Raw genomic sequence first — 25,545 nt, forward strand, 5'->3', positions numbered from 1 at the left:
CCACGCGGCGTGGGGGGGCTCGGGGGGCGGGCGGGGCCCGCCCCCCCGGGGGGCGGGCGGGGGGTCCCCCCCGTGGGGGGTTTGGGGGGGGGGGGGGGGGGGGACAAACCCCCCCCCGCCGCCCCCTCACCGACAACAACCCGTCACACCCGCTCGCTCCGCCAGGGCAGCTCCGCCGTCACCCGGGTGGGCCCCCCGGCCGGTGAGTCCACCACCAGGATCCCGTCGACCGCGTCCAACCGTTCCGCGAGGCCCGCGAGCCCGGACCCGGAGGACACATCGGCCCCGCCCACGCCGTTGTCCACGACCTGCAGCAGCAGCCGGTCCTCCACCCGCCACACATCCACCGCGGCGAACGTCGCCCGGGAGTGCTTGCTGATGTTCTGCAACAGCTCGGACACCGTGAAGTACGCGATCCCCTCGATCGCCGGCGCCGGCCGCGAGGGCAGATCCACCTCCACCTGCACCGGCACCGTGCACCGGGACGCCACCGAGGACAGCGCGGCGTCCAGCCCCCGGTCGGTCAGCACCGCCGGATGAATCCCCCGCGCCAGATCCCGCAGCTCCTGAAGCGCCGTCTTCACCTCACCGTGCGCCTCGTCCACCATCCGCGCCGCGGCCTGCGGATCCTCCGTGAGCTTCTCCTTCGCCAGCCCCAGATCCATCGCCAGCGCCACCAGCCGGGCCTGCGCCCCGTCGTGCAGATCCCGCTCGATGCGCCGCAGATCCGCCGCAGCCGTGTCCACCACGACCCCCCGGTCCGACTCCAGCTCCACCACCCGCGCCGACAGCCGGGTCGGCCCCAGCAGCCCGTGCACCATCACCCGGTCCACCGTCGTCAGCGCCCGCACGATCCACGGCGTGGCCAGCGTGAACAACAGTCCCACCAGCGCGGTCACGCCGATCTCGAACGGGTTGTTCAGATAGATGTGGTGGGTCTGGTCGCCGTAGAGCTGGAGCCCGTCCTGACCGACGTACGCCGGGAAGACCCAGAACCACAGCGGATACGTCAGCAGCGCCAAGCCGTAGACCCAGAAGTTCACCGCGACGACGAAGGAGAAAACCGCCCAGGGCAGGTGCAGCACGGAGTACAGCAGCGTCCGCCACGACGTCCCGCTCTTGAGCACCGCCCCCATCCACGCCATGAACCCGGACTTCCGCATCCTCAGCGGCTCCGGATCGCCGACCTCCAGACCCAGCAGCCCCCGCGCCCGCGCCCGCTCAAGCGCCCCGAGCCCGCGGCACCCGGCGAGCCCGGCCGCGAAGACCGGAATCCCGAGGAAGGTCACGAGCAGACCCGCGCCGAGCGAGATCATCGTGACGGCGTACGTGAACATCACGATGCTGATCGGCAGGCTCAGCAGCACATAGCCGAACTCCCGCCAGGTCCGCCCCTCGAACGGCGCCCGCAGCCCGGCCGGCACCCGGTGCCGCCGTCCCGTCCCGGGGAACCCGAGCCCACTGTCGTACCCGTAGTCCGTGGCCATCGACGTCGTCCTTCTTCTCTCGTCCCGCGCCTGTCGTGTCGTACCTCCACCCTGCTGGGCCGCAGGTCGACGGACCATGGAGGCCGTCGGCGTCTTGGAAGGGGGGTTTTCCCTACCTCTTGTCCGCGGCCCGGTCCCGCCACGGCAGCTCCGCCGTGACGACCGTCGGCCCGCCCGGCGGCGAGTCGATGACGAACAGCCCGTCGACCGCATCGAGGCGCTCCGCTAGCCCGCGCATCCCGGTGCCGCCGTCGAGCCGGGCTCCGCCGCGGCCGTCGTCCCACACCTGGATCAGCAGCCGGTCCTGCGACCGCCACACGTCGACCGACGCCGACCGCGCCCCGCTGTGCTTGCTGACGTTCTGGAGCAACTCGGAGACGGTGAAGTAGGCGATCCCCTCGATCGCCTGGACGGGCCGCGCGTCGAGGCCGGCGGTCACCTTCACCGGCACCGTGCAGCGTGAGGCGACCGACGAGAGGGCGGCATCGAGTCCGCGGTCGGTCAGTACGGCGGGATGGATGCCCCGCGCCAGATCCCGCAGCTCCTGGAGCGCCAGCTTCACCTCGCCATGCGCCTCCGCGACCATCGCCTGCGCGTACTCCGGGTCCTCCAGAAGCTTCTCCTTCGCGAGGCCGAGCCCCATCGCCAGGTTGACGAGCCGGGCCTGCGCCCCGTCGTGCAGATCCCGCTCGATGCGGCGCAGGTCGGACGCGGCCACGTCCACCACGACCCCCCGGTCCGACTCCAGTTCGGCGATACGGCGTTCCAGCTCGTCGGAGGGCGACAGCAGCCCGCGCACCATCGCCCGGTCGACGTTGGCGAGGCCCCGCGCGATGAACGGCAGTACCGGCCACAGCACGAACAACGAGGTCAGCGTGACGGTGAAGGTGAGCACACCCCAGGGCAGCCGGATGAAGTCGTACAGCACCGTCCGCCAGCCCACGGGATCCTTCACCCCCATCCACAGCTGGGCGAAGAAGCCGTTGCCACCGTTCCTGGTGCGCCAGGGCAGGCGGCTCGGCTCGTCCACCCGCACCCCGAGCAGCGCCCGGGCCCGCGCCCGTTCCAGCTTGCCCAGCTGCCGCGCGCCCAGCAGACCCGCCGCGAGCAACGGCAATCCGATCACCGTGACGGTCAGCCAGAAGCCGGTGAACAGCACCGTCACGACATAGGCGAAGCCGAGGATCGACACCGGGAGATTCGCCAGCAGATGGGCGATCTCCTTCCAGGTGTGCGCGTCGTAGGCGAATCGGGCCGGCGGCGGCCGGCCGTCGTCGGATCCGCCGTCTCTGCCGGTGATCACGGCACGGCTCGCTGAGGAGTGGCGTTCGGTCATATGGGCTAGCGTGCCGCGCGAGAGGGCCGCACGCCATGAGGCGGACCGCCGCGCCGTGCTGGGGAAAACCCCACCCCCGCCCTTCCGATGGCTTTCCTTGGGTGACGGGCTGCTTACCGTCCCTTTATCAGGGCCTAGACTCCCGTGCGTACAGATCGTCGAACAGTGGTGTCGAGCGTGACCACTGTGTTCAGCGTGCTCACAGGGAGTGAGGGGCGGACGTGCCGGAACCGACCGTCGTCGATGCAACCGTCGTCGATCCGACCGTCGTCGCGGCGGACTACTTCCAGTCGTACTCGGTCGTCGGACTGCTCGCCGTCGTCGGCGTGCTGTTCGTCGCGGTCGCCTTCGGCGCCGGACGGCTGCTGCGACCCGTGGTCCCCACCCCCGAGAAGCTCCTGACGTACGAGTGCGGAGTGGACCCCGTCGGCGAGGGCTGGGCCCACACCCAGGTCCGCTACTACGTCTACGCCTTCCTCTACGTCATCTTCGCCGTCGACTCGATCTTCCTGTTCCCGTGGGCCACCGTCTTCGCGGCCCCCGGCTACGGCGCGACGACCCTCGTCGAGATGTTCGTCTTCCTCGGCTTCCTCGCCGTGGGCCTGCTGTACGCGTACAAGAAGGGTGTCCTGGCATGGACGTGAACCCCGCCGCCGAGTCCCCCTTGAACTCCGCCGCCGACTCCTCCGCGAGCTCTGCGGCCGGCCCCGCCGCCACGGAGCCCGTGCTGCTTCCGGAACCTGTGCTGCCTCCGGAGCCCGTGCTGCTTCCGGAGCCGCAACGGCTGGGCGCCCTCGCCCGCCTCGCCCCCGAGCCGATGAAGGTGATCCTCAACTGGGGCCGCCGCTACTCCCTCTGGGTCTTCAACTTCGGCCTCGCCTGCTGCGCCATCGAGTTCATCGCCGCGTCCATGGCCCGCCACGACTTCATCCGCCTCGGCGTCATCCCCTTCGCCCCGGGCCCCCGCCAGGCCGACCTGATGGTCGTCTCCGGCACGGTCACGGACAAGATGGCACCCGCGGTGAAACGCCTGTACGAACAGATGCCGGAGCCGAAGTACGTCATCTCCTTCGGCGCGTGCAGCAACTGCGGGGGCCCGTACTGGGACTCCTACTCGGTCACCAAGGGCGTCGACCAGATCATCCCCGTCGACGTGTACGTCCCCGGCTGCCCGCCCCGCCCCGAGGCGCTGCTCCAGGGAATCCTGAAGCTCCAGGAGAAGATCGCGAGGGAGTCGCTGGGGGAGCGGTACGGATACGGGACGTCCGGGACGTCCGCGGCACGCCCGTCGACGGCCGCGCTGCAGAGCGGGCTGGTCAAGCCGCCGGCATCGGCGTCGGCGTCGGCTGCGGCGTCGGCGTCGGCGTCGGCTCCGGACGAGGAGGACATGCAGTGACCGCCGTCGGCTGGCTCCCCGCCCCCGCCGAGGAACTCTTCGGCCCCGAGGCCACCGCCGAGGAGTCCTACGAGGTCCTGACGGTCGACGTCCCGCCCGCGACCTGGCTCACCGCCCTGCGCGCCGCCCGCGACGAACTGGGCTGCACCTACTTCGACTGGCTCAGCGCCGTCGACGAACCCGGCACCGGCTTCCGCGTGGCCGCCCACGTGGCGGCCCTCTCCCCGGTACGACGCCTGCTCCTGCGCACCACCGTCTCCCACGACACGCCGGTGCTGCCCACCGCCGTCGACATCTACGCGGGCGCCGCCTGGCACGAGCGCGAGACCCACGAAATGTTCGGCGTCACCTTCGAGGGCCATCCCTCCCTCGCCCACCTCCTGCTGCCGGAGACCTTCGAGGGCCACCCCCTGCGCAAGGACTTCGTCCTGGCCGCCCGCGTCGCCAAGGCCTGGCCCGGCGCGAAGGAACCGGGCGAGTCCGAACACGGCGGCCCCAAACGCCGCCAGATGCTCCCCCCAGGAGTCCCCGACCCCAACGAATGGGGCCCCCTGAAGGGCCAACTCCCCCCGGCCCCCTCCCGCGGTCCGGCCCGCACACCGGGAGAACGGCCACCGCGCCCGACGGGCGACCGTCCGGTACGTCGGGCGCGTTCGGCTGGGGAGGGGTCGGCGAGTCAGGGAGCTGGGGCGTCGAGGCCGGCGGATGCCCCGGTACCGGGATCACCCGCAACCGTGTCGGAGAGCCTGGCGCCTGATGCGTCCGTACCCGTATCTGAGGCCCCGGCGCCTGACGCCTCCGTACCGGTGTCGGAGGCTCCGGCGAGGGATGTGCCCGCAACCGAGTCGGACCCTTCGGCGTCAGAAGAGCCCGCACCTCAGCCTCCGGGAGCCGCGGCGGGCGGTGCCCCGAGCGGACCTCGTCGGGCACGTACCGTTTCGGACGGTTCGGCGAGCCAGAGGGCCACCGCGACCGGCTCCGAGCCGTCGGCCGACGAGGCGAGCACGAACCCCGCGCCGCCGAAGCCCCCCACGGCTCCTCGCAGCCCGGACGCACCCTGGCACCACGCCCGCCCGGCCTTCGACAACCCGGAACAGGAGCGGTCTCCCACACCCGAGAGCACCGGGGAACCAACTTCGGGAACCTTGGCCTCTGGAGGCCCCGCGGCCTCGGAAGAACCCACGGCCTCTGAACCCGAGGTCCGGGAGGAGCCGCCTGCTTCGGAAGAGCCTGCTTCCGGAGAGCCGGCCTCCCAGGAGTCCACGGTCCCCGAAGAGGTCAGAGCACCAGAAGAGCCCAAGGCCCCCGAGGGGACCCCGGCCTCCGAGAATCCGACCCCGGACAAGCCCCCCGCCCCCGGAACTCCCACCCCCGACAAGCCCGCAGGAGGCCCGCAGTGAACGACGCTCTCGACGTCGCTCTGCGACTCCTGATCGTCTTCGTCGTCTTCCTCACCTTCCCCCTGATCATCGGTCAGACCGAGCACAAGGTGATGGCCCACATGCAGGGCCGCCTGGGCCCGATGTATGCCGGCGGCTTCCACGGCTGGGCCCAACTCGTCGCGGACGGAGTGAAGTTCGCCCAGAAGGAGGACGTCGTACCCGCGGGCGCGGACCGCCGTGTCTTCCAACTCGCCCCCGCTGTCGCCCTCCTGCCCTACCTCCTCGTCCTCCTCGCCATCCCGATCGGCCCCGGCGAGGGCGCCGTCGGCGAGGTCGTCGACGCCGGCGTGTTCTTCGTGCTCGCCGTGATGGGCGTGGGTGTCCTCGGCTCGCTCATGGCCGGCTGGGCCTCCGCCAACAAGTTCTCCCTCCTCGGCGGCCTGCGCACCGCCGCACAGCTCCTCGCCTACGAACTCCCGATGCTCCTCACCGCCGCCTCGGTGGCGATGGCGGCCGGAACCGTCTCCCTCCCCGGCATCCTCGACGCCTTCGAGTGGTGGTGGCTGCCCTGGCAGATCGTCGGCGCGATCGTGTTCTTCATCGCCGGCCTCGCCGAACTCCAGCGCCCTCCTTTCGACATGCCGGTCGCCGACTCGGAGATCATCTTCGGCGCGTACACCGAGTACACCGGCCTGCGTTTCGCCCTGTTCCTCCTCGCCGAGTACGCCGGAATCGTCGTCCTGTGCGGTCTGACCACCGTCCTCTTCCTGGGCGGCTGGCACGGCCCCTGGGGCGCCGACGGTCTCGGCTGGGTCTGGACGCTCCTCAAGGCAGCCGTGCTCGCCTTCGTCGTCATCTGGCTCCGCGTGACCTACCCCCGCCTGCGCGAGGACCAGCTCCAGAAACTCTCCTGGACCCTCCTCGTCCCCCTCTCCCTCGCCCAGATCGCCCTCACCGGCATCGTCAAGGTGGTGATCCAGTAACCATGGCCCCCATTCCTGGTTCCGGTCTGGCCAAGGGCCTGGCCGTCACCCTGCGCACGATGACGAAGAAGACCGTCACCGAGCAGTACCCCGACGCCCAACCCGACCTCCCGCCCCGTACCCGCGGGGTGATCGGCCTGTTCGAGGAGAACTGCACGGTCTGCATGCTCTGCGCCCGTGAGTGCCCCGACTGGTGCATCTACATCGACTCCCACAAGGAGACGGTTCCGGCGGCGACACCCGGTGGCCGGGAACGCAGCCGCAACGTCCTCGACCGCTTCGCCATCGACTTCGCCCTCTGCATGTACTGCGGTATCTGCATCGAGGTGTGTCCTTTCGACGCGCTGTTCTGGTCCCCGGAGTTCGAGTACGCCGAGACCGACATCCGCGACCTCACCCACGAGCGGGACAAGCTCCGCGAGTGGATGTGGACCGTCCCGGCCCCACCGGCCCTCGACCCCGCCGCCGAGGAACCGAAGGAGATCGTCGCCGCCCGCAAGACCGCCGAGAAGCTGGCGGCGGCCCAGGCCGAGCCGACCGCGCCGGCCGATCCCCAGGGGGAAGAGTCGTGACCTTCGCTCAGGAGGCGCACGGCTTCCTCTCCCCGACCGGTGTCGAGATCGCCTTCCTCCTCGTCGGCCTGGTCACCTTCGGCGCCGCGATCGTCACCGTCACCACCAAGCAGCTGGTGCACGCCGCCCTGTGGCTGGTGGTGGCCCTCGGCGGCCTCGCCGTCGAGTACCTCCTGCTCACCGCCGAGTTCATCGCCTGGGTGCAGGTCCTCGTCTATGTGGGTTCCGTAGTCGTCCTCCTTCTGTTCGGTCTGATGCTCACCAGGGCTCCCATCGGCCGTTCTCCGGACGCCGACTCCGGCAACCGATGGGCTGCCCTCGTCGTGGCCGTCGCCGCAGCGGCCGCTCTGGTCTGGGTGGTCGTCGATGCCTTCCGCGCCACCTGGATCGATCTGGACGGGGCCGCCGCCGGCTCCACCGAGGCCACCGGCGCGAGCCTCTTCCAGAACTGGGTTCTCCCCTTCGAGGCCCTCTCCGTCCTTCTCCTCGCGGCACTGGTCGGCGCGATCGTCCTGTCCCGCAAGGCGAAGGCGGAGTCGAGCTCTCCCCCTGTGAACTCCCGAGCCCGGAACGGTAGTTCCCCATCCGTCCCGGATTCCCGTAATCACCTGATCGGGCGAAACGACCCGATCTCGGGAACTGCGTCGGCCAAGAGGTCCGAGACGGCCAAGGGGTCCGAGACGGCCACAGGCTCCGAGACGGTCAAGGGAGCCGAGACGGCCAAGGATGCCGAGTCGGCCAAGGGAGCTGAGTCGGCCAAGGGTGCCGAGACGGCCGAACAGGAAGGCGCCCGCTGATGCACCTCGCCTATCCCGCCGTACTCTCCGCCCTCCTCTTCTGCACAGGCCTCTACGGCGTCCTGGCCCGCCGCAACGCGATCCTCATCCTGATGTCGGTCGAGCTGATGCTCAACGCCGTCAACCTGAACCTGGTCGCCTTCGACGTCTGGCTCAGCAAGGCCACCGAGGAGACCCTGCACTCCGGCCAGGCCCTCACCCTGTTCACCATCACCATCGCCGCCGCCGAGATCGGCATCGGCCTCGCGATCGTCCTCGCCGTCCACCGCAATCGCGGCACCGCCGACATCGACAAACTCCGCGACACGGCCGAGGGCCACGACCCCGACGATCCCGACGACCGCGACGACTCCGACAGCGAAGCCCGCCCGGCCGAGCAGGCCGCACGATCCGGGCGGACCGGGAAGGCTGAGGCCACCGCGTGACCACGACCACCCTCGCCGTCCTCGTCCCCGTCCTCCCCTTCCTGGGCGCCGCGGCCGGCCTGCTCCTCGGCCGCACGGCCCCCGGCTTCGTCCGCCCGCTCGCCGTCCTGCCTCCCCTGGCCGCCCTCGCGCTCGCCGCGGTGGTCGCCGTACGCCAGGGCGGCGACCAGGCGGTGAACGCCGCCACCGAACTCACCCCGACCGGTTCGGTCCCGATCGGACTCGCCCTGCACATCGACGGCTTCGCCGCGCTCGTCGCCGTCCTGGTCGGCCTCGTCGCCAGCTGCGTGCAGATCTACTCGACGGGCTATCTGCGCGACGACCCGCGCTACCCCTCGTACGCCGCTCTCATCTCCCTCTTCACCTCCGCGATGCTGCTCGTCGTCTACTCCGGCGACCTGATCGTGCTGCTGGTCGGCTGGGAGATCATGGGTATCTGCTCGTACTTCCTGGTCGGCCACTACTGGGAGACCCCGGAGGCCCGCGCCGCCTCCCTCAAAGCCTTCCTGGTGACGAAACTCGGTGACGTCCCCTTCCTGATCGGCCTGTTCGCCCTGGCCACCGACGCCGGCTCCTTCCGGATCACCAAGGTCCTCGACGCCGTCGGTCACGGCGGACTCGACCATCCGACCCTGATCGCCCTGCTCCTCCTCGCGGGCGTGGCCGGCAAGTCGGCGCAGTTCCCGCTGCACACCTGGCTTCCCGACGCCATGGCCGGCCCCACGCCCGTCTCCGCGCTGATCCACGCCGCGACGATGGTCGCCGCCGGTGTCTACTTCATCGCCCGTCTCCTCCCGGTCTTCGAGGCCTCCCGGGCCGCGATGGTGGTCCTCGCCGTCATGGCCGCCGTCACGATGCTCGGCTCCGGTCTCGCCGCACTCGCCCAGGACGACATCAAGCGTGTCCTCGCCTACTCGACGATCGGCCAGCTCGGCTACATGACCGGTGCCCTCGCCGTCGGCGACCGCGGTGCCGCCGTCTTCCACCTCCTGTCCCACGGCGCCTTCAAGGCGCTGCTCTTCCTCGCGGCAGGCGTGATCATCCACGCCGCCGGCACCAACTCACTGGCCGCCATGTCCCGCATGAAGGACCTGCGTGCCCGCATTCCCGACGCCTTCTGGACGATGACCGTGGCGCTCCTCGCGCTCGCCGCGATCCCGCCCTTCAGCGGCTTCTTCTCCAAGGAGTCCGTCCTCGGCGCCGCCGAGCACGTCGCCACCGGCCACACCGAGCACGCACCCGGCGCCGCGGGCTGGATCACCCTGGTCGCCGGTCTCCTCACAGCCGTACTCACCGCCGCCTACGCGACCCGCCTGTGGCTGCTGGCCTTCCACGGGCAGGGCACCGAGGCCCCCGACCACGGCCGTCAGCCGCTGACGATGAACGTGGTCCTGTGGGTCCTCGCGGCCCCCTCCCTCGCCCTGGGTGCGTTCGCCTACCGTGCGCTGCCCGACTGGTTCGACGGCCGCGACCTCACCCCGACCCTCACCACGTCCGTCGTCGGCACGGGCGCGGCCCTGGTCGGCGGCATCGTCACCTACGGGGCCTGGCGGCACACCAGCGCGATCGCGGCCCGCGTCCCGCTGGGTGCGGTCGCCGCCCACCCCGAGGGCGACGCCGGACTGGTCGAGGCCGAGGCCATCGCCACCCACGAGCCCGCCTACGGAGACGTGGCCCAAGCGCCGGACCCCGCGGACCCCGGACGGCTGCTGCTCGGCCCGCTGCACCGCCACGCGGCCGCCGGCTTCCACCTGGACGCCCTGTACACGGCCCTCTTCGTCCACCCGGTCCAAGCCGCAGCCGACCTCGTCCGGTTCCTGGACCGCGAGGTCGTCGAGACCTACGTGCGCGGCGCGGGAACGCTGCCCCGCTGGCTCGGCACCGCCGTACGACGGGCCCAGACCGGCAATCTGCAGACCTATGTGAGCGCGCTGCTCGCCGGCACCGTCGTCCTCGCGGTCGCCGTCGTCCTCGTCGCCACGGGAGCGTGAGCAGGCGTGATCGATATCAACGAGTCCGTGATGCAGTTCCTTCTGGCGTTCGTCGTGGCCGGCCCGCTCCTCGGTGCCGTCACGGCCGTACTACCTGCCCCGCCCGGACTGAAGGGGAAGTCACCCGACCAGGCCGTACTACGGCACGGCGTGACCGTCACCGGCGTGATCCTCATCGCCGCGATCGTCCTCGCGCTCGGCTTCGACCACGACCATCCGTCGAAGATGCAGGCCACGACCGACATCAGCTGGATCCCCGCACTCGACGTGCGCATCCACCTCGGCATCGACGGCATTTCCCTCCCCCTTCTGGTCCTGACCGCGCTGCTGACCTTCCTCTGCGCGCTCTACTCCTACTTCAAGATGCCGTCGGGGCCGTCCCCGAAGGCCTTCGTCGCCTTGCTGCTCGTCCTGGAGTCCGGCACCCTCGCGACCTTCGCCGTCCTCGATCTGCTGCTGTTCTTCCTCGCGTTCGAGACGGTGCTCATCCCGATGTACTTCCTCATCGCCCGCTGGGGCGGCGCGGACCGCCAGGCCGCCGCCTGGCGCTTCATCCTCTACACACTGCTCGGCTCGGTCGTCATGCTGCTCGGCCTGCTCCTGATCGGGATCAAGGCGGGCACATTCGACATGGTGGCACTCGCCACTGACAACGGCCGGTCGCTGACCGCATCCGTGCAGGTCATCGCCGTTCTGGCGATCGGGATCGGGCTCGCGGTCAAGACCCCGATGTGGCCGCTGCACAGCTGGCTGCCCGACGCCCACACCGCCGCGCCGACCGTCGGGTCCGTCCTGCTGGCCGGCGTCCTGCTGAAAATGGGTACGTACGGGTTCGTCCGGATTCTGCTGCCGATCGCGCCCGACGGTTTCCGCGACTTCGCGCCCTACCTCGCCGCCTTCGCCGTGGTCGGGATCATCTACGGATCCCTCGCCTGCCTGGCCCTCGCCAAGCGGGGCGCCAAGGGCGATCTCAAACGCCTCATCGCCTACTCCTCCGTCGGCCACATGGGCTTCGTCCTGCTCGGCATCGCCACCATGACCCCGACCGGCGTGAACGGCGCCCTGTTCGCCAACATCGCCCACGGCCTCATCACCGGCCTGCTCTTCTTCCTGGTCGGCGCCCTGAAGGACCGCACCGGCACCACCGACCTCGACACCCTGGCCGAGGAGACCGGCGCCGCCCTGTACGGCAAGGCCCCACGCCTCGGCGGCCTGCTGGCCTTCGGCGCGGTCGCCTCCCTCGGCTTGCCCGGCCTCGCCGGATTCTGGGGCGAGATGCTGGCCCTCTTCGGCGCCTTCAAGCCCGCCGACGACCTCAGCCGCCCCGCCTTCCTCACCTTCATGGCGATCGGCGCGTTCGGCACCCTCCTGACGGCCGCGTACATGCTCGTCGTGGTCCGCCGCGTCTGCATGGGCGCGGCACCCCAGGACGCCCCCCAGCTCGCCGACGTCCACACCTACGAGTTCGCGGCCTGGACGCCACTCGTCGCCCTCACCGTCCTGGCGGGCCTGTGGCCGAAGGCACTCCTCGGCCTCACCGACCCGGCCGTCCAGCAGCTCCTCGCAGGAGGCAACCGATGAGCACCCCGGCCGCCATGGCCCAGCCATTGGCATCCTCCGCCGAGCCGCTGACCGCGACGGCCGCGAACCTCGTCCAGTCCGTCGACTGGCTCGCGATCGCGCCGCCCACCCTTGCGGCGGTCGTCGGACTCGTCGTCCTCGTCGCCGACCTGTTCGTCGGTGAACAGAGGAAGGCCCTGCTCGGGTGGGTCTCGGTCACAGGCCTGGCCGTCTCCGCGCTCCTCCTGCTGCCCCTCCTGGACGGCGACCGCAGCACCTTCTGCCTGACCGGCGACCCCGACATCTGCAGCTACACGGCCGACCGCTTCACGCTCGTCCTCCAGTTCCTCGTCCTCGGCGGCGCCCTCCTGGCCGCCCTCCTGTCGGTCACCACCCTCAAGGACGCCGACAAGAGACTCCCCGAAGGGGAGTACTGGTTCCTGCTGCTCTCCTCAGCCGCCGGCGCCGCCCTCCTGCCGGCCTCCCGCGACCTGGCGACCCTGATCGTCGCCCTGGAAGTCGCCTCCCTGCCCGCCTTCGCCCTCGTCGGCATCCGGCACGGCGACAGAAAGTCCTCCGAAGCTGCCCTGAAGTTCTTCCTGTCCTCGGTCACCGCCACCGCGGTCAGCCTCATGGGCATCAGCTTCGTGTACGCCTCCACTGGCACCCTCTACCTCACCCAGGTCGCCGACCGCATCCAGCACGTCGACGGACAACTCCACACCCTCGCCCAGACCGGCGTCGTCCTCACCCTCGTCGGCTTCGCCTTCAAGACCGCCGCCGTGCCCTTCCACTTCTGGGTGCCCGACACCTACGTAGGCGCGCCCCTCCCGATCGCCGCCTACTTGTCGGTCGTCGGCAAGGCGGTCGGCTTCTCCGGCCTGATCCTCGTCACCGTCGTCGCCCTGCCGTCGTACGCCGACGTCTGGGGCCCGGCGCTCGCCGCGCTGGCCGCCCTCACCATGACCGTCGGCAACGTCGGCGCCCTCCGACAGCAGGCCACGCGCGCGTACAGCGCCGTACGGCTGCTCGCCTGGTCCTCCGTCGGCCAGGCCGGCTACCTCCTCGTCCCCATCGCCGCCGCCGCGTACTCCGACGACGCCGAGCGGTCCGTAGGCTCCACCGTCGCCTACGCCCTCATGTACGCCGCCGTGAACCTCGGCGCCTTCGCGGTGGCCGCTCTCGTGGGCCGCACCAGGGCCGCGAACCGCATCACCGACTACCGCGGCCTCTACGCGACCAACCCCCTTGCAGCCCTCCTGCTGGCCTTCTTCCTCCTCTGCCTGGCAGGGCTGCCGCCCGGCATCATCGGCCTGTTCGCCAAGGTCACCGTCTTCTCGGCGGCCGTGGACGCGGGCCTCGGCTGGCTCGCCGTGGTCATGGCCGTCAACGTCGTGATCGCGCTGTTCTACTACCTCCAGTGGACGACCCTGCTGTTCCGGGCACCAGAGGGCGAACCCACCGCGCACCGTGTCCCCGCCCCCCTCACCGCCGCGCTCGCCCTGACCGGCGTCCTCGGCGTCGTCCTCTCGGGCGCGCCCCAACTGGTGCTGCGCTTCGCCGACACCGGCCTCTTCTGAACGGCGCTTCAGGACCCGAGCCCAGGACCATCACCCGGACGGCTCACCTGGGCCTGCGCGCACACAAGGGAACTAGTGGCCTCCGCCTGGCGTTGAGCAAGACGGGAAGGTCCACTGGACGTGACGCCACGGACCGGTGGCATCGGAAGACATCGGAGACCAGCAAGCAAAGGGTTCCCCTGCTGCACCACTTGGAGGGCGTACCGTGCACCGCCGGCACAACGGGCTCAGGACCGCAGTCCTCCTCGGGGGACTGTCCGCACTCATCATCGTCATCGGCAGCTTCTTCGGCCGCATGGGGTTGGTCGTGGCCGTCCTGATCGCGCTGGGCACCAACGCGTACGCGTACTGGAACAGCGACAAGCTGGCTCTACGCGCGATGCGTGCCCGCCCGGTGAGCGAGTTCGAGGCACCGGCCCTGTACCGCATGGTCCGCGAGCTCTCCACCCAGGCCCGTCAGCCCATGCCGCGCCTGTACATCTCTCCGACCGAGGCACCCAACGCCTTCGCGACCGGCCGCAACCCGCGCAACGCCGCCGTGTGCTGCACCGACGGCATCCTGCGCATCCTGGACGAGCGCGAACTGCGCGGTGTCATCGGCCACGAGCTCAGCCATGTCTACAACCGCGACATCCTGATCTCGTCGGTCGCCGGTGCCCTCGCCTCCGTGATCATGTTCCTGGTCAACTTCGCCTGGCTGATCCCGATCGGCCGCTCCGACGACGATGACGGTCCCGGCCTCCTCGGCATGCTGATGATCATGATCCTCGGACCGCTGGCGGCCAGCCTCATCCAGATGGCCATCAGCCGCTCCAGGGAGTACGAGGCGGACACGTCCGGCGCCCAACTCACCGGCGACCCCCTCGCACTCGCCAGTGCCCTGCGCAAGCTCGACATAGGCACCAAACAGCTGCCATTGCCCCCCGAGCCGCGCATCGAGACCGCGAGCCACATGATGATCGCCAACCCGTTCCGCCCCGGCCAGGGACTGTCCAAGGTCTTCTCGACGCACCCGCCGATGGCGGAACGCATCGCCCGGCTCGAGAAAATGGCAGGTCGCCCCCAGTGAAAACCATCCTGAACGTCATCTGGCTCGTCCTGAGCGGCTTCTGGCTCTTCCTCGCCTACCTGGCCGCAGGCGCGCTGCTCTGCATCACCGTCATCGGCGTCCCGTTCGGCATCGCCGCCTTCCGCATCGGCGTCTACGCCCTGTGGCCCTTCGGGTACACCACGATCGAGCGCCGCGACGCGGGCGCGCCCTCCTGCGTCGGCAACGTCCTGTGGCTGGTCCTCGCCGGCTGGTGGCTGGCCCTGGGCCACATCGCGACGGGCCTCGTCCTGTGCCTCACGATCATCGGCATCCCGTTCGGCATCGCCAACTTCAAGCTGATCCCCGTGTCCCTGTTCCCACTGGGCCGCGAAATTGTCCCGACGGACGAGCCGTTCGCCACCCGCTGACGGACGGGCCAGGGTTTTCCACAACCCGGAGGTTGTCCACAGGCCTGCCCGGCTGTCAGTGCCGCCCTGCATCATGAATGCATGACCGAGAGCGAGCAGTTGCTGGCACGGGTGGCGGACAAGGCCCGCAACACCCGTCCGTGGGGCTGGGCTTCCCTCCCCGAGCCGGTGGACCCGACCACCCTGGCCCGTGCCGAGGCCGCGTTGGGTTTCCGCCTGCCCCCGCTGCTCGCCGACCTCTACCTGCGGGTAGGAGACGGCGGATTCGGCCCGGAGTACGGCCTGTTGCCCCTGCTCGACGGCTCCCCGGCGGGCGAGCCCGCAGCCGTCGTGCAATACCTGGCCAACCGCAAGAGCGGCCACAAGGACCCCGACTGGCCGTGGCCCGAGGGCGTCCTGCCGATATCCCACTGGGGCTGTGCGATGTACGCGTGCGTGGACTGCCACAGCCCGGAAGCCACCGTCCTCCTCTTCGAGCCGAACGCCGGCGACCACGACCACTCCTGGTTCGTGGACGCCCCCGCCCTCACGGACTGGCTGCAAGCCTGGGTCGACGGCACGGGCTGGTACGAGGAGATGAACGAGGAGCTGGAGATGACTCCGTGGGCGGAGTTCCGGATACGCACGGCACCGCAGGCCCACGCGACCTGACGATCCCAGGGGCACCCGCCGCTCACCTACCGTGCCGCCCACCACAGCCGTACGCCGTACGCCAGCACCCCGACCGCCAGCACCCCCGCACCCGCGACCACGGAAACCCCGGGAAGCGCGAACGCCAGCACCACACACCCGAGCAGTCCTACCACCGGCACCGCCCGGACCGCCGGAGCCGAACCGAGCGTCCAGGCGGACGCGTTGGCCACCGCGTAGTACGCGAGCACACCGAAGGAGGAGAAACCGATCGCGCCCCGTACGTCCACCGTGGCGGCGAGGACCGCGACCACCGCACCCACGGCCAGCTCCGCCCGGTGCGGCACCTGGAAACGGGGATGCACGGCGGACAGCGCGCCCGGCAGATGCCGGTCCCTGGCCATCGCCAGCGTCGTCCGTGAGACGCCCAGAATCAGAGCGAGCAGCGAGCCGAGCGCGGCCACGGCGGCACCCACCCGCACCACCGGCACGAGCCCCGGCACCCCGGCCGCCCGCACCGCCTCGGCCAGCGGCGCGTCCGCACGGCCCAGAGCATCGGCCCCCAGCACGGAAAGGACAGCCACCGCCACACCCGCGTACACCACCAGCGTGATGCCCAGGGCCACGGGGATAGCGCGGGGGATGGTGCGCGCCGGGTCCCGTACCTCCTCACCGAGGGTCGCGATACGCGCGTACCCCGCGAACGCGAAGAAGAGCAGACCGGCCGCCTGCAGTACCCCGCCGACACCGCCGGACACGCCGGCATCCAGTTGCCCGGTCCGGGAGGCCCCGGACCCCAGACACACGACCACCACGGAAGCGAGGACAGCGAGGACCACCGCCACGATCGTCCGGGTCAGCCAGGCTGACCTCTGGATCCCGCCGTAGTTCACCGCGGTCAGCGCCACCACGGCCGCGACAGCCACGGCATGGGCCTGCCCCGGCCAGACGTACGCACCCACCGTCAGCGCCATCGCCGCACAGGAGGCCGTCTTCCCGACCACGAACGACCAGCCCGCGAGATAGCCCCAGAACGGTCCGAGCCGCTCCCGCCCGTACACATAGGTGCCGCCCGAGGCCGGATACAGGGCGGCCAGCCGCGCCGACGACGTGGCGTTGCAGTAGGCCACCACGGCGGCGACCCCGAGTCCGATCAGCAGCCCCGATCCGGCCGCACGTGCCGCTGGCCCGAGGGCGGCGAAGACCCCCGCCCCGATCATCGAGCCGAGCCCGATGACGACGGCGTCCCCCACTCCCAAGGTGCGCCGCAGTTCGGCACCGGAATGCGTCATGAGCCGCACCCTACTGACCGCATGCAACCGCAGAATGCGGCGCTGCCGTCCTCTCCGACAACGCCACACGAACACCCGCGCCACGAACACCGCGTGCAAGCCGCACACATACGAGGTGCGACCCATGCGCACGAGCACCCACCCGGTCTGCCGGAACGTAGATCACAGTCCCCGGACAGTGCGGGCACAGGACGGAAAGGCAGGTTCAGGGCATGAGCATCGTCGGCTGGATCATCCTGGGGTTGTTGGCCGGAGCCATCGCCAAGTTCCTGCTGCCGGGCCGGGACCCGGGTGGCTTGATCGGGACGACCCTCATCGGCGTCGCGGGCGCGTTCATCGGCGGCTGGATATCGGCCCGTTGGCTGGACCACCCGGTCACCAAGAGCTTCTACGACGGGCCCACCTGGGCCGCGGCGATCGGCGGCTCCCTCGTGCTCCTGATCGCCTACCGTCTCCTGTTCGGCAACTCGCGCGACTGACCCCGAACCGCAGCCAGCAGGCGAGAAGGGTGGGCACCGGCCAGGTGCCCACCCCCCCTCGTGGATCGGTGAGTCAGCGGCTCACCGGTAGTTCACGAACTGGATCGCGAAGTCGAAGTCCTTGCCCTTCAACAGGGCGATGACGGACTGCAGGTCGTCACGGCTCTTCGAGCTGACCCGCAGTTCGTCGCCCTGGACCTGGGCCTTCACGCCCTTGGGGCCCTCGTCGCGGATGATCTTCGCGACCTTCTTCGCGTTGTCCTGGGAGATGCCCTCCTCGATCGTCGCGAAGATCTTGTACTCCTTGCCGGAGAGCTGCGGCTCGCCCGCGTCGAGCGCCTTCAGCGAGATCCCACGCTTGATCAGCTTGGACTGGAAGACGTCGAGGACGGCGTTGACCCGGTCCTCGGAGTTGGCCTCCATGAGGATCTTGTCACCGGACCACGAGATCGAGGCACCCACGCCCTTGAAGTCGTAGCGCTGGGAGATCTCCTTGGCGGCCTGGTTGAGGGCGTTGTCGACCTCCTGCCGCTCGACCTTCGAGACGATGTCGAAACTGGAGTCGGCCATGTCCTGTGGCTCCTTGTATCGGGGTGCGTGTCGGCGTGTGTACGGATGCGTATCGGCGTACGTGGGGGCGGGCGCCGAGCCCATGTGAACCCGGGCCGCATCCGCCCAAGCCTAGTCACCCCATGGCCCCCGGGCGCAGATCAATCGGGTGGCGAAGCACCCCTCGGCATCGGGTATTGTTTACGTCGTTGCCACGGAGCACCGCCGAAAGACGGTTCGAAGGGCAGCAACCCCGGCGGTGTGCCCGAGCGGCCAAAGGGAGCAGACTGTAAATCTGCCGGCTCAGCCTACCCAGGTTCGAACCCTGGCGCCGCCACGCTGAGAAAGAGACCCCCTCCGAACTGCGGAAACGCAGAGCGGAGGGGGTCTCTTCCTGTTTGGGTGTTCCGGCGCCGAATGGTGTGCCTCACCGTTGGTGCGCGGAGTCAGGACACGCGTGCGTGTTCCTCCCGCAGTGCTGTGCGCATGTAGTGGTAGCGGTCCAGGGTGAGACGTCGCATCCAGACGATCCAGCAGCAGAAGCCGATCACGCAGACCGCGAAGACGACGGGGAAGACCAGTGATCCGGTGGCCACCCCGAGGGCGAGCAGGGCGGCCGCGATCAGGCCCATGAAGCCCAGCCAGTACGGCAGCCACCGGCCCTTGCGTTCCAGCACGCCCAACTGGTCGTCGACCAGCCGTCGCATCGACTCCCGTTCACCGGGCTCGCTCGGCACCTCACGACGGCGGATCCTGCGACCGAGCTCGACGAGGCCGCGTGGATCGGTCCCTGCCGCGCGGCTTGCCCGGCGACGCTGTACGGCCACGAACCCGATGGTGATGGCTGCGTAGAAGGCAGCTTGAACCACCCAGAACACCGGATGGTCGCCCCGGCGGAACAAGGCGCTGGCACCCACACCCAGAAGGAAGATCAGAACCGCCTGTGCGGCCAGACTGCGGTCGAGCCAGCGCTTGAAGGAGCGCATGGCAGGTACCTCCTCGGAATTGGCGGAAACCGCTGTCGTTTCCGAATACCCCTTCGGTAGGCCCCTATTGACGGTGGGCGGGTCACAACCGGGGAGGGTCACAACGACAGCCAGCCCTCCACCGGCCCGCACCAACCCGACCCACTCCGTCCCCCCACAGCCCCGATCGACCCAACCGCCCGCTCCAGACGCACAAACCCCTCCCGCCCGGGGGCACACTGACTGCATGTCCAGTCGTCGCAGGCTCTGCCCCGAATGCCGTCGCGAGATCGCCGTCGTCGCCGGCCGCTTCGCCCGGCACGACCCGCCCGGCGCGCGCGAGAGGGGCCAGCTCGTCTCGTGCCCGGGTTCCCGCCGACAGGCGGAACTCGGAGCGGCCCAGCCGTCGTTGGACGGGTACGCGGTCCCCGTCGTATCCGGCCAGCTGCCCCTGTTCTGATGTTCCGACGCGCCGGGCGCCGGGAGCCTACGCCCCGTACCGCACGCCCGTCCGCGCCATCAGCCCGTCGTCCGCGAACCCGAACCCGAACCTGTACCCGCGGGCACCCTCAGTTGCCCGCCACCGACTTCACCGCCACCGACACCGGCGTGGAACCGCTCACCAGCTCCAGCGTCAGCCCTGCCGTCGCGGGCGTGTCCAGCAACTCGGCCAGTACGGCGGCCACGTCGTCGCGCGGGATCGGGCCGCGGCCGGTGTGCGCCTCCAGGCGGACGAGACCCTTGCCGGCGTCGTCCGTGAGCGCGCCGGGACGCAGAATCGTCCAGTCCAGGGCGTCCAGGCCGCTCACATAGGCGTCTGCCTCGCCCTTGGCGCGCAGGTACACGTCGAAGATCTCGTCGCCCTCGTGCCGCGGATCCGCGCCCATGGAGGACACGATCACGTAGCGTCGTACGCCGGCCCGGACCGCCGCGTCCGCGAACAGCACCGCGGCGTCCTTGTCCACGGTGTCCTTGCGGGACGCGCCGCTGCCGGGGCCCGCGCCCGCCGCGAAGACCGCCGCGTCCGCGCCCCGCAGAGCCGCCGCGACGTCCTCGACCGAGGCCGACTCCAGGTCCAGCAGGACCGGTTCGGCACCGACGTCCCGCAGGTCGTCGCCCTGTTCCGGGCGGCGGATGATCCCCGCGACCTCGTCCCCGCGCGCGGCGAGCAACCGCTCCAGCCGCAGCGCGATCTGACCATGACCACCAGCGATGACAATGCGCATGCCTTCGACCGTACGCCGGAACATCCGCGAACGCCGGGTCGGGGGAGTGTCGGGTGGGGCTGCGGGGCGCACAAGGGGCACACACCCCGCACCAGAACACCGCCGGCGCCCCCGACACCGCCACCTACCCCCGCCCCTGCCGAGGCAGCCCCAACTCCGCGGTCGCCGCCGAGTTGCAGTACTCGCGCACCGCGCTCGTCCGTGCCACCACGCGCCCCCGGTGCACCACGATCCGGCTGTACGCCAGGGAGAGCGCGCCGGCCAGGCGGTCGCCGCGTACCGCGAGCAGCTCGGCCGGGAAACCCGCCTCCACGCGGACCTCGGGCAATCCGAGCACGGCTCGCGCCGACACACTCACCGCGTCGTAGGCGTCCTCCGGCCGCAGCCCGTACCGGGAGGCGAGCAGGTACGCGGCCTCCAGCGGATCCCCGCGGCCCACCGGGTTGCAGGCATCCCGCAGCGCGCCGCTGCCGGCGGCCACCGGGACCCCGGCCGCGCGCAGCAGCCGTACCGGAGCCGTGCCCCGGCGGTCCACGCCCGCGCAGCCGCCCTGCGGCAGGCACACCACGGCGACGCCCGCCGCCGCGAGCTGGTCGGCGGTGCGGGAGACCACCTCCGCGGGAAGCCGGTCGAGGCCGGCACAGGGGCCGAGGGTCACGCCGGGCCGCAGCCCCCCGGCCATGGCGGCGAGGCGGGCGAGCCGGGCCGGGTCGGTGGCGTCGGTGTGCAGGTCGACGGGGCAGCCGTGCTCCGAAGCGACCTCCAGGACCGCTTCCGCGTAGCCGGTCGGATCGGGGTCGAGATCCGGACAGCCGCCCACCACCGAGGCGCCCATCTTCAGCGCGTCCCGCAACATGGCGAGCCCCTCCGCCCCCGCCACCCCGGTCAGCACCCTGGGCATCGCCACGGCCGTCAGCTCGGTGAGCCCGCGCAGTGACCGCCGCGCCTGGAGTACGGCGGACAGCGCGCCCAGCCCCTGGACGTCACCCACGCGTACGTGTGCCCGCAGCGCGGTCGCCCCGTGCCCGAGCTGCAGCAGAGCCGCCTCCGTGGCCCGGCGCTGGACGTCGTGCGGGTCGTAGGCGAGAGGCCCGTCGGCGTCGGCCGACAGGGCGGTGTCGGCGTGGGCGTGCGGCTCTGCCGGGGCCGGGAGGAGCAGGTAGCCGTTGAGATCCACGCGCGCACCGCACGCGCGCGTGCCGCCGCCGGCCAGACTCCCGGCCGTACCGACCGCCTCGATGCGCCCGCCGCCCAGCCGTACGTCCACGGTCCTGCCGTCGGTGAGCCGTGCCCCGGACAGCAGGAGACCGGCCGCCTCGGAGCGGCCCGACGACGCGGCACCGGACGAGGACGAGGTACCGGACGAGGACGAGGAGTGGGGCGGCTGCGGCTGGCTGTCGGGCATCGCGCTCCAGGGGCTCGGGGCTGCGCAAGCCCGGAGCCGCCGGAACCGCGCAAGGGGACGCAAGATCACGCAGAGTGAGTCGAGCCTAGGGTGGCGGCGCGCCCGTGACGGGGAGGAGCGCAATAGTCGTACCGGTGTGGTCCGCCGTGCGGGAGGGGCTGTTGAGGGCTTCGGGAACCCCGTGGATCAAGGCGCCCAGGGCGGCGCGAAACGGATTTGGGCGAACGGCGGCGGAGCGTGTAATGTCTTCATCGCTCGCCCCAATAGCTCAGTCGGTAGAGCGTCTCCATGGTAAGGAGAAGGTCTACGGTTCGATTCCGTATTGGGGCTCTGGTGTGAGAGGTTCCCGCCGCGAGGCGGGAACCGATCGCATCACAGCGGTGTAGCTCAGTCGGTAGAGCAAGCGGCTCATAATCGCTGTGTCACCGGTTCAAGTCCGGTCACCGCTACTGACAGTAGCCGATTGCGGGGTCGGTCCTTCGATCGGCTACTCTTCTATGCGTATCATCCTGTCCCATCCGTTCGTCAAGGAGCACTCACGTGGCTGCCACCGACGTCCGCCCGAAGATCACGCTGGCCTGCGTGGAGTGCAAGGAGCGGAACTACATCACCAAGAAGAACCGGCGTAACAACCCGGACCGACTGGAGATGAAGAAGCACTGCCCGCGTTGCAACGCGCACACCGCGCACCGCGAGACGCGATAAATCAGGCTCGTACGTGAGGCCGTCCCCGAGAGATCGGGGGCGGCCTCACGTCGTTGAGGGACCCGATACCGGACAGTAGAGCAAGCAGGAGGTGCCGAGCCCATGGCGCTCGACCAGTCCTTCGTGGGGCGGACCTATCCGCCCACCGCCCCCTACGAGGTGGGCCGGGAGAAGATCCGCGAGTTCGCCGAGGCGGTGGGGGACACCAACCCCGCGTACACGGACCCGGAGGCCGCCAAGGCGCTCGGCCACCCCGACGTCGTCGCCCCGCCGACCTTCGTGTTCTCGATCACCTTCAGGGCCGCGGGGCAGGTCGTGCAGGACCCGCAGCTCGGCCTGGACTACAGCCGCGTGGTGCACGGCGACCAGAAGTTCGCCTACGTCCGCCCCGTGCGCGCCGGTGACCGTCTGACCGTCACCTCCACCATCGAGGCGATCAGGTCCATGGCCGGCAACGACATCCTGGACATCCGCGGCGAGGTCCACGACGAGGCGGGCGAACACGTGGTGACCGCCTGGACCAAGCTGGTCGCGCGCGCGGCAGAGGAGGCGTGACAAAGAACATGACGGCGAAGATCGCATACGACGACGTCGAGGTCGGCACCGAGCTGCCGGCCCGGACTTTTCCCGTGACGCGCGCCACCCTCGTCCAGTACGCGGGAGCCTCCGGGGACTTCAACCCGATCCACTGGAACGAGAAGTTCGCCAAGGAGGTCGGACTGCCGGACGTCATCGCGCACGGCATGTTCACCATGGCCGAGGCGATCCGCGTGGTGACCGACTGGACCGGCGACCCGGGTGCGGTCCTCGAGTACGGCGTCCGCTTCACCAAGCCTGTCGTCGTCCCGAACGACGACCAGGGCGCCACGATCGAGGTCGGCGCCAAGGTGGCCGCCAAGCTCGACGACAACACGGTCCGCGTCGACCTCACGGTGACCAGCGCCGGACAGAAGGTGCTGGGGATGTCGCGGGCGGTCGTACGACTGGCCTGAGGGCCGGGGTCTCCAACGGCGAGGCTCGGCGCGGCAGTCGATGTAAGGGGCGCTCTCCATGGCGGGGCGCTCCTTACTGCGTCGTGAGACCCCGCATTACGTCCTTGAACCCTCCTCTTGCCAAGTTAGTGATTGAGTACTAACTTAGCCGCATGGTCAGGATGAGCGCAGAGGAGAGGCGTGAGAGCGTCGTCCGCGCGGCGATGATCGAGTTCGCCCGCGGTGGCTACCACGGCACGTCGACCGAGGAGATCGCCAAACGGGTCGGGGTCTCACAGCCGTACCTGTTCCGGCTCTTCCCGGGAAAGAAGGCGATCTTCCTGGCTGCGGCGGAGCGCTGCGTCGAGGACACCATCCGCACCTTCGAGGAGGCCTCGGAGGGTCTGGAGGGCGAAGAGGCGGAGCACGCCATGGCGGACGCGTACACCAAGGTAATCGCCGAGCGACCCGAGTGGCTGATGATGCAGATGCAGATGTACGTCGCGGTGGGGGCCGCCGAGCAGGACGGCGACCACGAGTTCGGCGAGGCGGTGCGGGCCGGCTGGATGCGGCTGTGGGATTCCGTCCAGCGGCCGCTCGGCGCCGACGTCAAGGAGACGACGAGCTTCCTGGCGTACGGCATGCTCATCAACTGCCTGGTGGCGATGGGTTTTCCGCCCGAGCACCGGGTCTGGGAGGGTATGTACCCGTCGCCGCAGGTCAAGGGTCGGCTGGGGCACTGAACACCACGGGGCGTCATTGGCGTCTCTTCATGATCGCGAAACTTAGTAATCGATAACTAATCACCGGTCACACCCGCTGGGGGAGCGATGTCACAGCAAGCACAAGCCGTCACCACACCCACCGCACGTCGCGGGGGAGCCGTCTGGGCCCTCGTCATCACCAGCGTCGCCGGATTCATGGCGGCCCTCGACAACCTCGTCGTCACCACCGCCCTGCCCTCCATCCGCGAGGACCTCGGCGGAGCCCTGCACGACCTCGAATGGACCGTCAGCGCCTACACGCTCACCTTCGCCGTCCTGCTCATGACCGGCGCGGCGCTCGGCGACCGCTTCGGCCGGCGTCGCCTCTTCCTGGTCGGCCTCACGGTCTTCACCGGCGCGTCAGCGGCCGCGGCCCTGGCCCCCGGCATCGACTCCCTCATCGCGGCCCGCGCGGTCCAGGGCGTGGGAGCGGCGATCATGATGCCCCTCACGCTCACCCTCCTCACGGCGGCCGTCCCGGCGGCCAGGCGCGGGATGGCGTACGGCATCTGGGGCGCCGTCAACGGACTCGCGGTCGCCTCCGGACCGCTGATCGGCGGCAGCCTCACCGAACACATCTCCTGGCAGTGGATCTTCTGGCTGAACGTCCCGCTCGGCGTCGCCCTGCTGCCGCTCGCCCGCCTGCGCCTCGCCGAGTCCCACGGCACCGGCGCGCGCCTCGACATCCCCGGCACCGTGCTCGCCAGCGGCGGTCTCTTCGGCATCGTGTACGGCCTGGTCCGCGGCCCGTCCGACGGCTGGACCGACTCCGTGGTCCTCCTGGCCCTGTTCACGGGAGCCGCGCTGCTCGCCGCGTTCGTCCTCTACAGCACGCGGGCCAAGAACCCGATGCTCCCCATGCGGCTGTTCCGCTCCCGGGCCTTCTCCGGCATCAACGCGGCGAGCCTGCTGATGTTCCTCGGGATGTTCGGCTCGATCTTCCTGCTCAGCCAGTACATGCAGGGTGTGCTCGGCTACTCGCCCACCGAGGCGGGACTGCGGATGCTGCCCTGGACCGGCATGCCGATGCTCGTCGCGCCGATCGCCGGGATCCTCTCCGACCGCGTCGGCGGCCGGCCGGTCGTGGCCACGGGTCTCTTCTTCCAGGCGGCGGGTCTGGCGTACATGTCATCGGTGGTCACCGTCGACGCGTCCTACAGCGCGCAGCTTCCCGGTCTCATCCTCAGCGGCATAGGCATGGCTCTCTTCTTCGCCCCCGCCTCCAACCTGGTCATGTCGAGCGTGCTGCCGAAGGAGCAGGGCATCGCGTCCGGGGCCAACAACGCGCTGCGTGAGGTGGGTGGGGCGCTGGGTATCGCCGTCATGGCGTCGATCTTCTCCTCGCAGGGCGGCTACGAGAGCGGCCAGTCCTTCGTCGACGGCCTGCGACCGGCACTGGTCACTGGAGCGGCCGTTGTGGCGCTCGCCGGGGTTGCGGCCCTGGTGATTCCCTCGCGCAAGCGGGGGCCTGTGCAGGAGGCTCCCGCGGATGAGCGTGAGCGTGAGTTGGTGGCCGGCTGACACCGTGCGTCGACGGTCCCGTCCGGGAGGGCGGGACCGTTTGGCGTGGCGGGGCGCCTAGGGGGTGCCGG

Annotated in this window: 27 protein-coding genes and 3 tRNA genes; 23 read left to right on the top strand and 7 right to left on the bottom strand. The window is 70.4% G+C overall.

Annotation, left to right across the window (positions count from 1 at the left end; genetic code table 11):
• Positions 1 to 143: 143 nt before the first annotated feature.
• Together ACFVYN_RS36635 and ACFVYN_RS36640 are read right to left on the bottom strand one after the other, a co-directional pair.
• Positions 144 to 1,487 (bottom strand): sensor histidine kinase, encoded by a 1,344-nt coding sequence (locus tag ACFVYN_RS36635; RefSeq protein WP_390006465.1) that lies wholly within the window; start codon positions 1,485 to 1,487, stop codon positions 144 to 146.
• A 112-nt stretch (positions 1,488 to 1,599) separates the two neighbouring features.
• Complete coding sequence (locus tag ACFVYN_RS36640) at positions 1,600 to 2,823, bottom strand: sensor histidine kinase (protein WP_390006466.1); 1,224 nt, start codon at positions 2,821 to 2,823, stop codon at positions 1,600 to 1,602.
• Between the two features lie 221 nt (positions 2,824 to 3,044).
• On the opposite strand from ACFVYN_RS36640, the gene ACFVYN_RS36645 reads away from it, so the two are divergent.
• The 13 genes from ACFVYN_RS36645 (at position 3,045) to ACFVYN_RS36705 (ending at position 15,618) form a co-directional block, all read left to right on the top strand.
• Positions 3,045 to 3,467 carry an NADH-quinone oxidoreductase subunit A gene (locus tag ACFVYN_RS36645; RefSeq protein ID WP_352390636.1) on the top strand — a complete coding sequence of 141 codons (423 nt, stop codon included), beginning with the start codon at positions 3,045 to 3,047 and terminating at the stop codon, positions 3,465 to 3,467.
• Positions 3,458 to 4,219, top strand: coding sequence for an NADH-quinone oxidoreductase subunit B (locus ACFVYN_RS36650; RefSeq protein ID WP_390006468.1), 762 nt, complete (start codon positions 3,458 to 3,460; stop codon positions 4,217 to 4,219). The genes ACFVYN_RS36645 and ACFVYN_RS36650 overlap by 10 nt, the downstream gene beginning before the upstream one ends.
• Positions 4,216 to 5,619, top strand: a complete 1,404-nt coding sequence (locus tag ACFVYN_RS36655; RefSeq protein ID WP_390006469.1) for an NADH-quinone oxidoreductase subunit C — start codon at positions 4,216 to 4,218, stop codon at positions 5,617 to 5,619. The genes ACFVYN_RS36650 and ACFVYN_RS36655 overlap by 4 nt, the downstream gene beginning before the upstream one ends.
• On the top strand, positions 5,616 to 6,584 hold the full coding sequence (locus tag ACFVYN_RS36660) for an NADH-quinone oxidoreductase subunit H (RefSeq protein WP_385988708.1): 969 nt from the start codon (positions 5,616 to 5,618) through the stop codon (positions 6,582 to 6,584). Before ACFVYN_RS36655 ends, ACFVYN_RS36660 begins: the two co-directional genes overlap by 4 nt.
• Positions 6,585 to 6,586: 2 nt before the next feature.
• Positions 6,587 to 7,156, top strand: a complete 570-nt coding sequence (locus tag ACFVYN_RS36665; RefSeq protein WP_390006472.1) for a NuoI/complex I 23 kDa subunit family protein — start codon at positions 6,587 to 6,589, stop codon at positions 7,154 to 7,156.
• Complete coding sequence (locus ACFVYN_RS36670; protein WP_390006474.1) at positions 7,153 to 7,953, top strand: NADH-quinone oxidoreductase subunit J; 801 nt, start codon at positions 7,153 to 7,155, stop codon at positions 7,951 to 7,953. The genes ACFVYN_RS36665 and ACFVYN_RS36670 overlap by 4 nt, the downstream gene beginning before the upstream one ends.
• Positions 7,953 to 8,378, top strand: a complete 426-nt coding sequence (nuoK, locus tag ACFVYN_RS36675) for an NADH-quinone oxidoreductase subunit NuoK (protein ID WP_390006476.1) — start codon at positions 7,953 to 7,955, stop codon at positions 8,376 to 8,378. Before ACFVYN_RS36670 ends, nuoK begins: the two co-directional genes overlap by 1 nt.
• Positions 8,375 to 10,369 (top strand): NADH-quinone oxidoreductase subunit L, encoded by a 1,995-nt coding sequence (locus ACFVYN_RS36680; RefSeq protein WP_390006477.1) that lies wholly within the window; start codon positions 8,375 to 8,377, stop codon positions 10,367 to 10,369. Before nuoK ends, ACFVYN_RS36680 begins: the two co-directional genes overlap by 4 nt.
• 6 nt (positions 10,370 to 10,375) lie before the next feature.
• Complete coding sequence (locus tag ACFVYN_RS36685) at positions 10,376 to 11,950, top strand: NADH-quinone oxidoreductase subunit M (RefSeq protein ID WP_390006479.1); 1,575 nt, start codon at positions 10,376 to 10,378, stop codon at positions 11,948 to 11,950.
• Between the two features lie 14 nt (positions 11,951 to 11,964).
• Positions 11,965 to 13,509, top strand: a complete 1,545-nt coding sequence (locus ACFVYN_RS36690; protein ID WP_390006500.1) for an NADH-quinone oxidoreductase subunit N — start codon at positions 11,965 to 11,967, stop codon at positions 13,507 to 13,509.
• Between the two features lie 205 nt (positions 13,510 to 13,714).
• A complete protein-coding gene (htpX, locus tag ACFVYN_RS36695) occupies positions 13,715 to 14,578 on the top strand; it encodes a zinc metalloprotease HtpX (protein ID WP_390006480.1) in 864 nt (287 codons plus the stop codon).
• The gene (locus ACFVYN_RS36700; RefSeq protein ID WP_390006481.1) at positions 14,575 to 14,967 is read left to right on the top strand and encodes a YccF domain-containing protein; all 393 of its coding nucleotides are present in this window, start codon (positions 14,575 to 14,577) and stop codon (positions 14,965 to 14,967) included. Before htpX ends, ACFVYN_RS36700 begins: the two co-directional genes overlap by 4 nt.
• Before the next feature lie 81 nt (positions 14,968 to 15,048).
• Complete coding sequence (locus ACFVYN_RS36705) at positions 15,049 to 15,618, top strand: SMI1/KNR4 family protein (RefSeq protein WP_390006483.1); 570 nt, start codon at positions 15,049 to 15,051, stop codon at positions 15,616 to 15,618.
• Positions 15,619 to 15,644: 26 nt separating this feature from the next.
• Here ACFVYN_RS36705 and ACFVYN_RS36710 read toward each other — a convergent pair whose 3' ends face one another.
• The gene (locus ACFVYN_RS36710; RefSeq protein ID WP_390006484.1) at positions 15,645 to 16,889 is read right to left on the bottom strand and encodes an APC family permease; all 1,245 of its coding nucleotides are present in this window, start codon (positions 16,887 to 16,889) and stop codon (positions 15,645 to 15,647) included.
• Positions 16,890 to 17,101: 212 nt separating this feature from the next.
• Here ACFVYN_RS36710 and ACFVYN_RS36715 point away from each other — a divergent pair, with 212 nt between their 5' ends.
• The gene (locus ACFVYN_RS36715) at positions 17,102 to 17,368 is read left to right on the top strand and encodes a GlsB/YeaQ/YmgE family stress response membrane protein (protein WP_390006486.1); all 267 of its coding nucleotides are present in this window, start codon (positions 17,102 to 17,104) and stop codon (positions 17,366 to 17,368) included.
• 81 nt (positions 17,369 to 17,449) lie between these two features.
• Here the strand turns inward: ACFVYN_RS36715 and ACFVYN_RS36720 are convergent, their stop codons facing one another.
• Positions 17,450 to 17,938 carry a YajQ family cyclic di-GMP-binding protein gene (locus ACFVYN_RS36720; protein ID WP_356097037.1) on the bottom strand — a complete coding sequence of 163 codons (489 nt, stop codon included), beginning with the start codon at positions 17,936 to 17,938 and terminating at the stop codon, positions 17,450 to 17,452.
• A 234-nt stretch (positions 17,939 to 18,172) separates the two neighbouring features.
• Here ACFVYN_RS36720 and ACFVYN_RS36725 point away from each other — a divergent pair.
• Positions 18,173 to 18,254 (top strand) — tRNA-Tyr (locus tag ACFVYN_RS36725).
• A 109-nt stretch (positions 18,255 to 18,363) separates the two neighbouring features.
• Here ACFVYN_RS36725 and ACFVYN_RS36730 read toward each other — a convergent pair.
• A complete protein-coding gene (locus tag ACFVYN_RS36730; protein WP_390006488.1) occupies positions 18,364 to 18,903 on the bottom strand; it encodes a hypothetical protein in 540 nt (179 codons plus the stop codon).
• A 226-nt stretch (positions 18,904 to 19,129) separates the two neighbouring features.
• Between ACFVYN_RS36730 and ACFVYN_RS36735 the strand changes: the two genes are divergently transcribed.
• A complete protein-coding gene (locus ACFVYN_RS36735; RefSeq protein ID WP_352390602.1) occupies positions 19,130 to 19,342 on the top strand; it encodes a hypothetical protein in 213 nt (70 codons plus the stop codon).
• Between the two features lie 109 nt (positions 19,343 to 19,451).
• Here ACFVYN_RS36735 and ACFVYN_RS36740 read toward each other — a convergent pair whose 3' ends face one another.
• Together ACFVYN_RS36740 and ACFVYN_RS36745 are read right to left on the bottom strand one after the other, a co-directional pair.
• Positions 19,452 to 20,108, bottom strand: coding sequence for an SDR family oxidoreductase (locus ACFVYN_RS36740; protein ID WP_390006489.1), 657 nt, complete (start codon positions 20,106 to 20,108; stop codon positions 19,452 to 19,454).
• 124 nt (positions 20,109 to 20,232) lie between these two features.
• Positions 20,233 to 21,513, bottom strand: coding sequence for an amidohydrolase family protein (locus ACFVYN_RS36745; protein ID WP_390006491.1), 1,281 nt, complete (start codon positions 21,511 to 21,513; stop codon positions 20,233 to 20,235).
• Positions 21,514 to 21,770: 257 nt separating this feature from the next.
• Here ACFVYN_RS36745 and ACFVYN_RS36750 point away from each other — a divergent pair.
• The 7 genes from ACFVYN_RS36750 (at position 21,771) to ACFVYN_RS36780 (ending at position 25,474) form a co-directional block, all read left to right on the top strand.
• Positions 21,771 to 21,843, top strand: a tRNA-Thr gene (locus tag ACFVYN_RS36750).
• A gap of 46 nt (positions 21,844 to 21,889) precedes the next feature.
• Positions 21,890 to 21,962: transfer RNA gene (locus ACFVYN_RS36755), tRNA-Met, on the top strand.
• A 91-nt stretch (positions 21,963 to 22,053) separates the two neighbouring features.
• A complete protein-coding gene (gene rpmG / locus ACFVYN_RS36760; protein WP_003948671.1) occupies positions 22,054 to 22,218 on the top strand; it encodes a 50S ribosomal protein L33 in 165 nt (54 codons plus the stop codon).
• Between the two features lie 102 nt (positions 22,219 to 22,320).
• A complete protein-coding gene (locus ACFVYN_RS36765) occupies positions 22,321 to 22,773 on the top strand; it encodes a MaoC family dehydratase N-terminal domain-containing protein (protein ID WP_390006493.1) in 453 nt (150 codons plus the stop codon).
• Positions 22,774 to 22,781: 8 nt separating this feature from the next.
• Positions 22,782 to 23,210: a MaoC family dehydratase gene (locus tag ACFVYN_RS36770; protein ID WP_390006502.1), complete on the top strand. Its 429-nt coding sequence runs from the start codon at positions 22,782 to 22,784 to the stop codon at positions 23,208 to 23,210.
• Positions 23,211 to 23,362: 152 nt separating this feature from the next.
• Positions 23,363 to 23,932: a TetR/AcrR family transcriptional regulator gene (locus ACFVYN_RS36775; protein ID WP_390006495.1), complete on the top strand. Its 570-nt coding sequence runs from the start codon at positions 23,363 to 23,365 to the stop codon at positions 23,930 to 23,932.
• Between the two features lie 87 nt (positions 23,933 to 24,019).
• The gene (locus tag ACFVYN_RS36780) at positions 24,020 to 25,474 is read left to right on the top strand and encodes an MFS transporter (RefSeq protein WP_390006497.1); all 1,455 of its coding nucleotides are present in this window, start codon (positions 24,020 to 24,022) and stop codon (positions 25,472 to 25,474) included.
• Positions 25,475 to 25,545: the final 71 nt, after the last annotated feature.

Source organism: Streptomyces sp. NPDC058307 (genome assembly GCF_042880295.1).
In the GTDB taxonomy this organism is placed as follows: Bacteria; Actinomycetota; Actinomycetes; order Streptomycetales; family Streptomycetaceae; genus Streptomyces.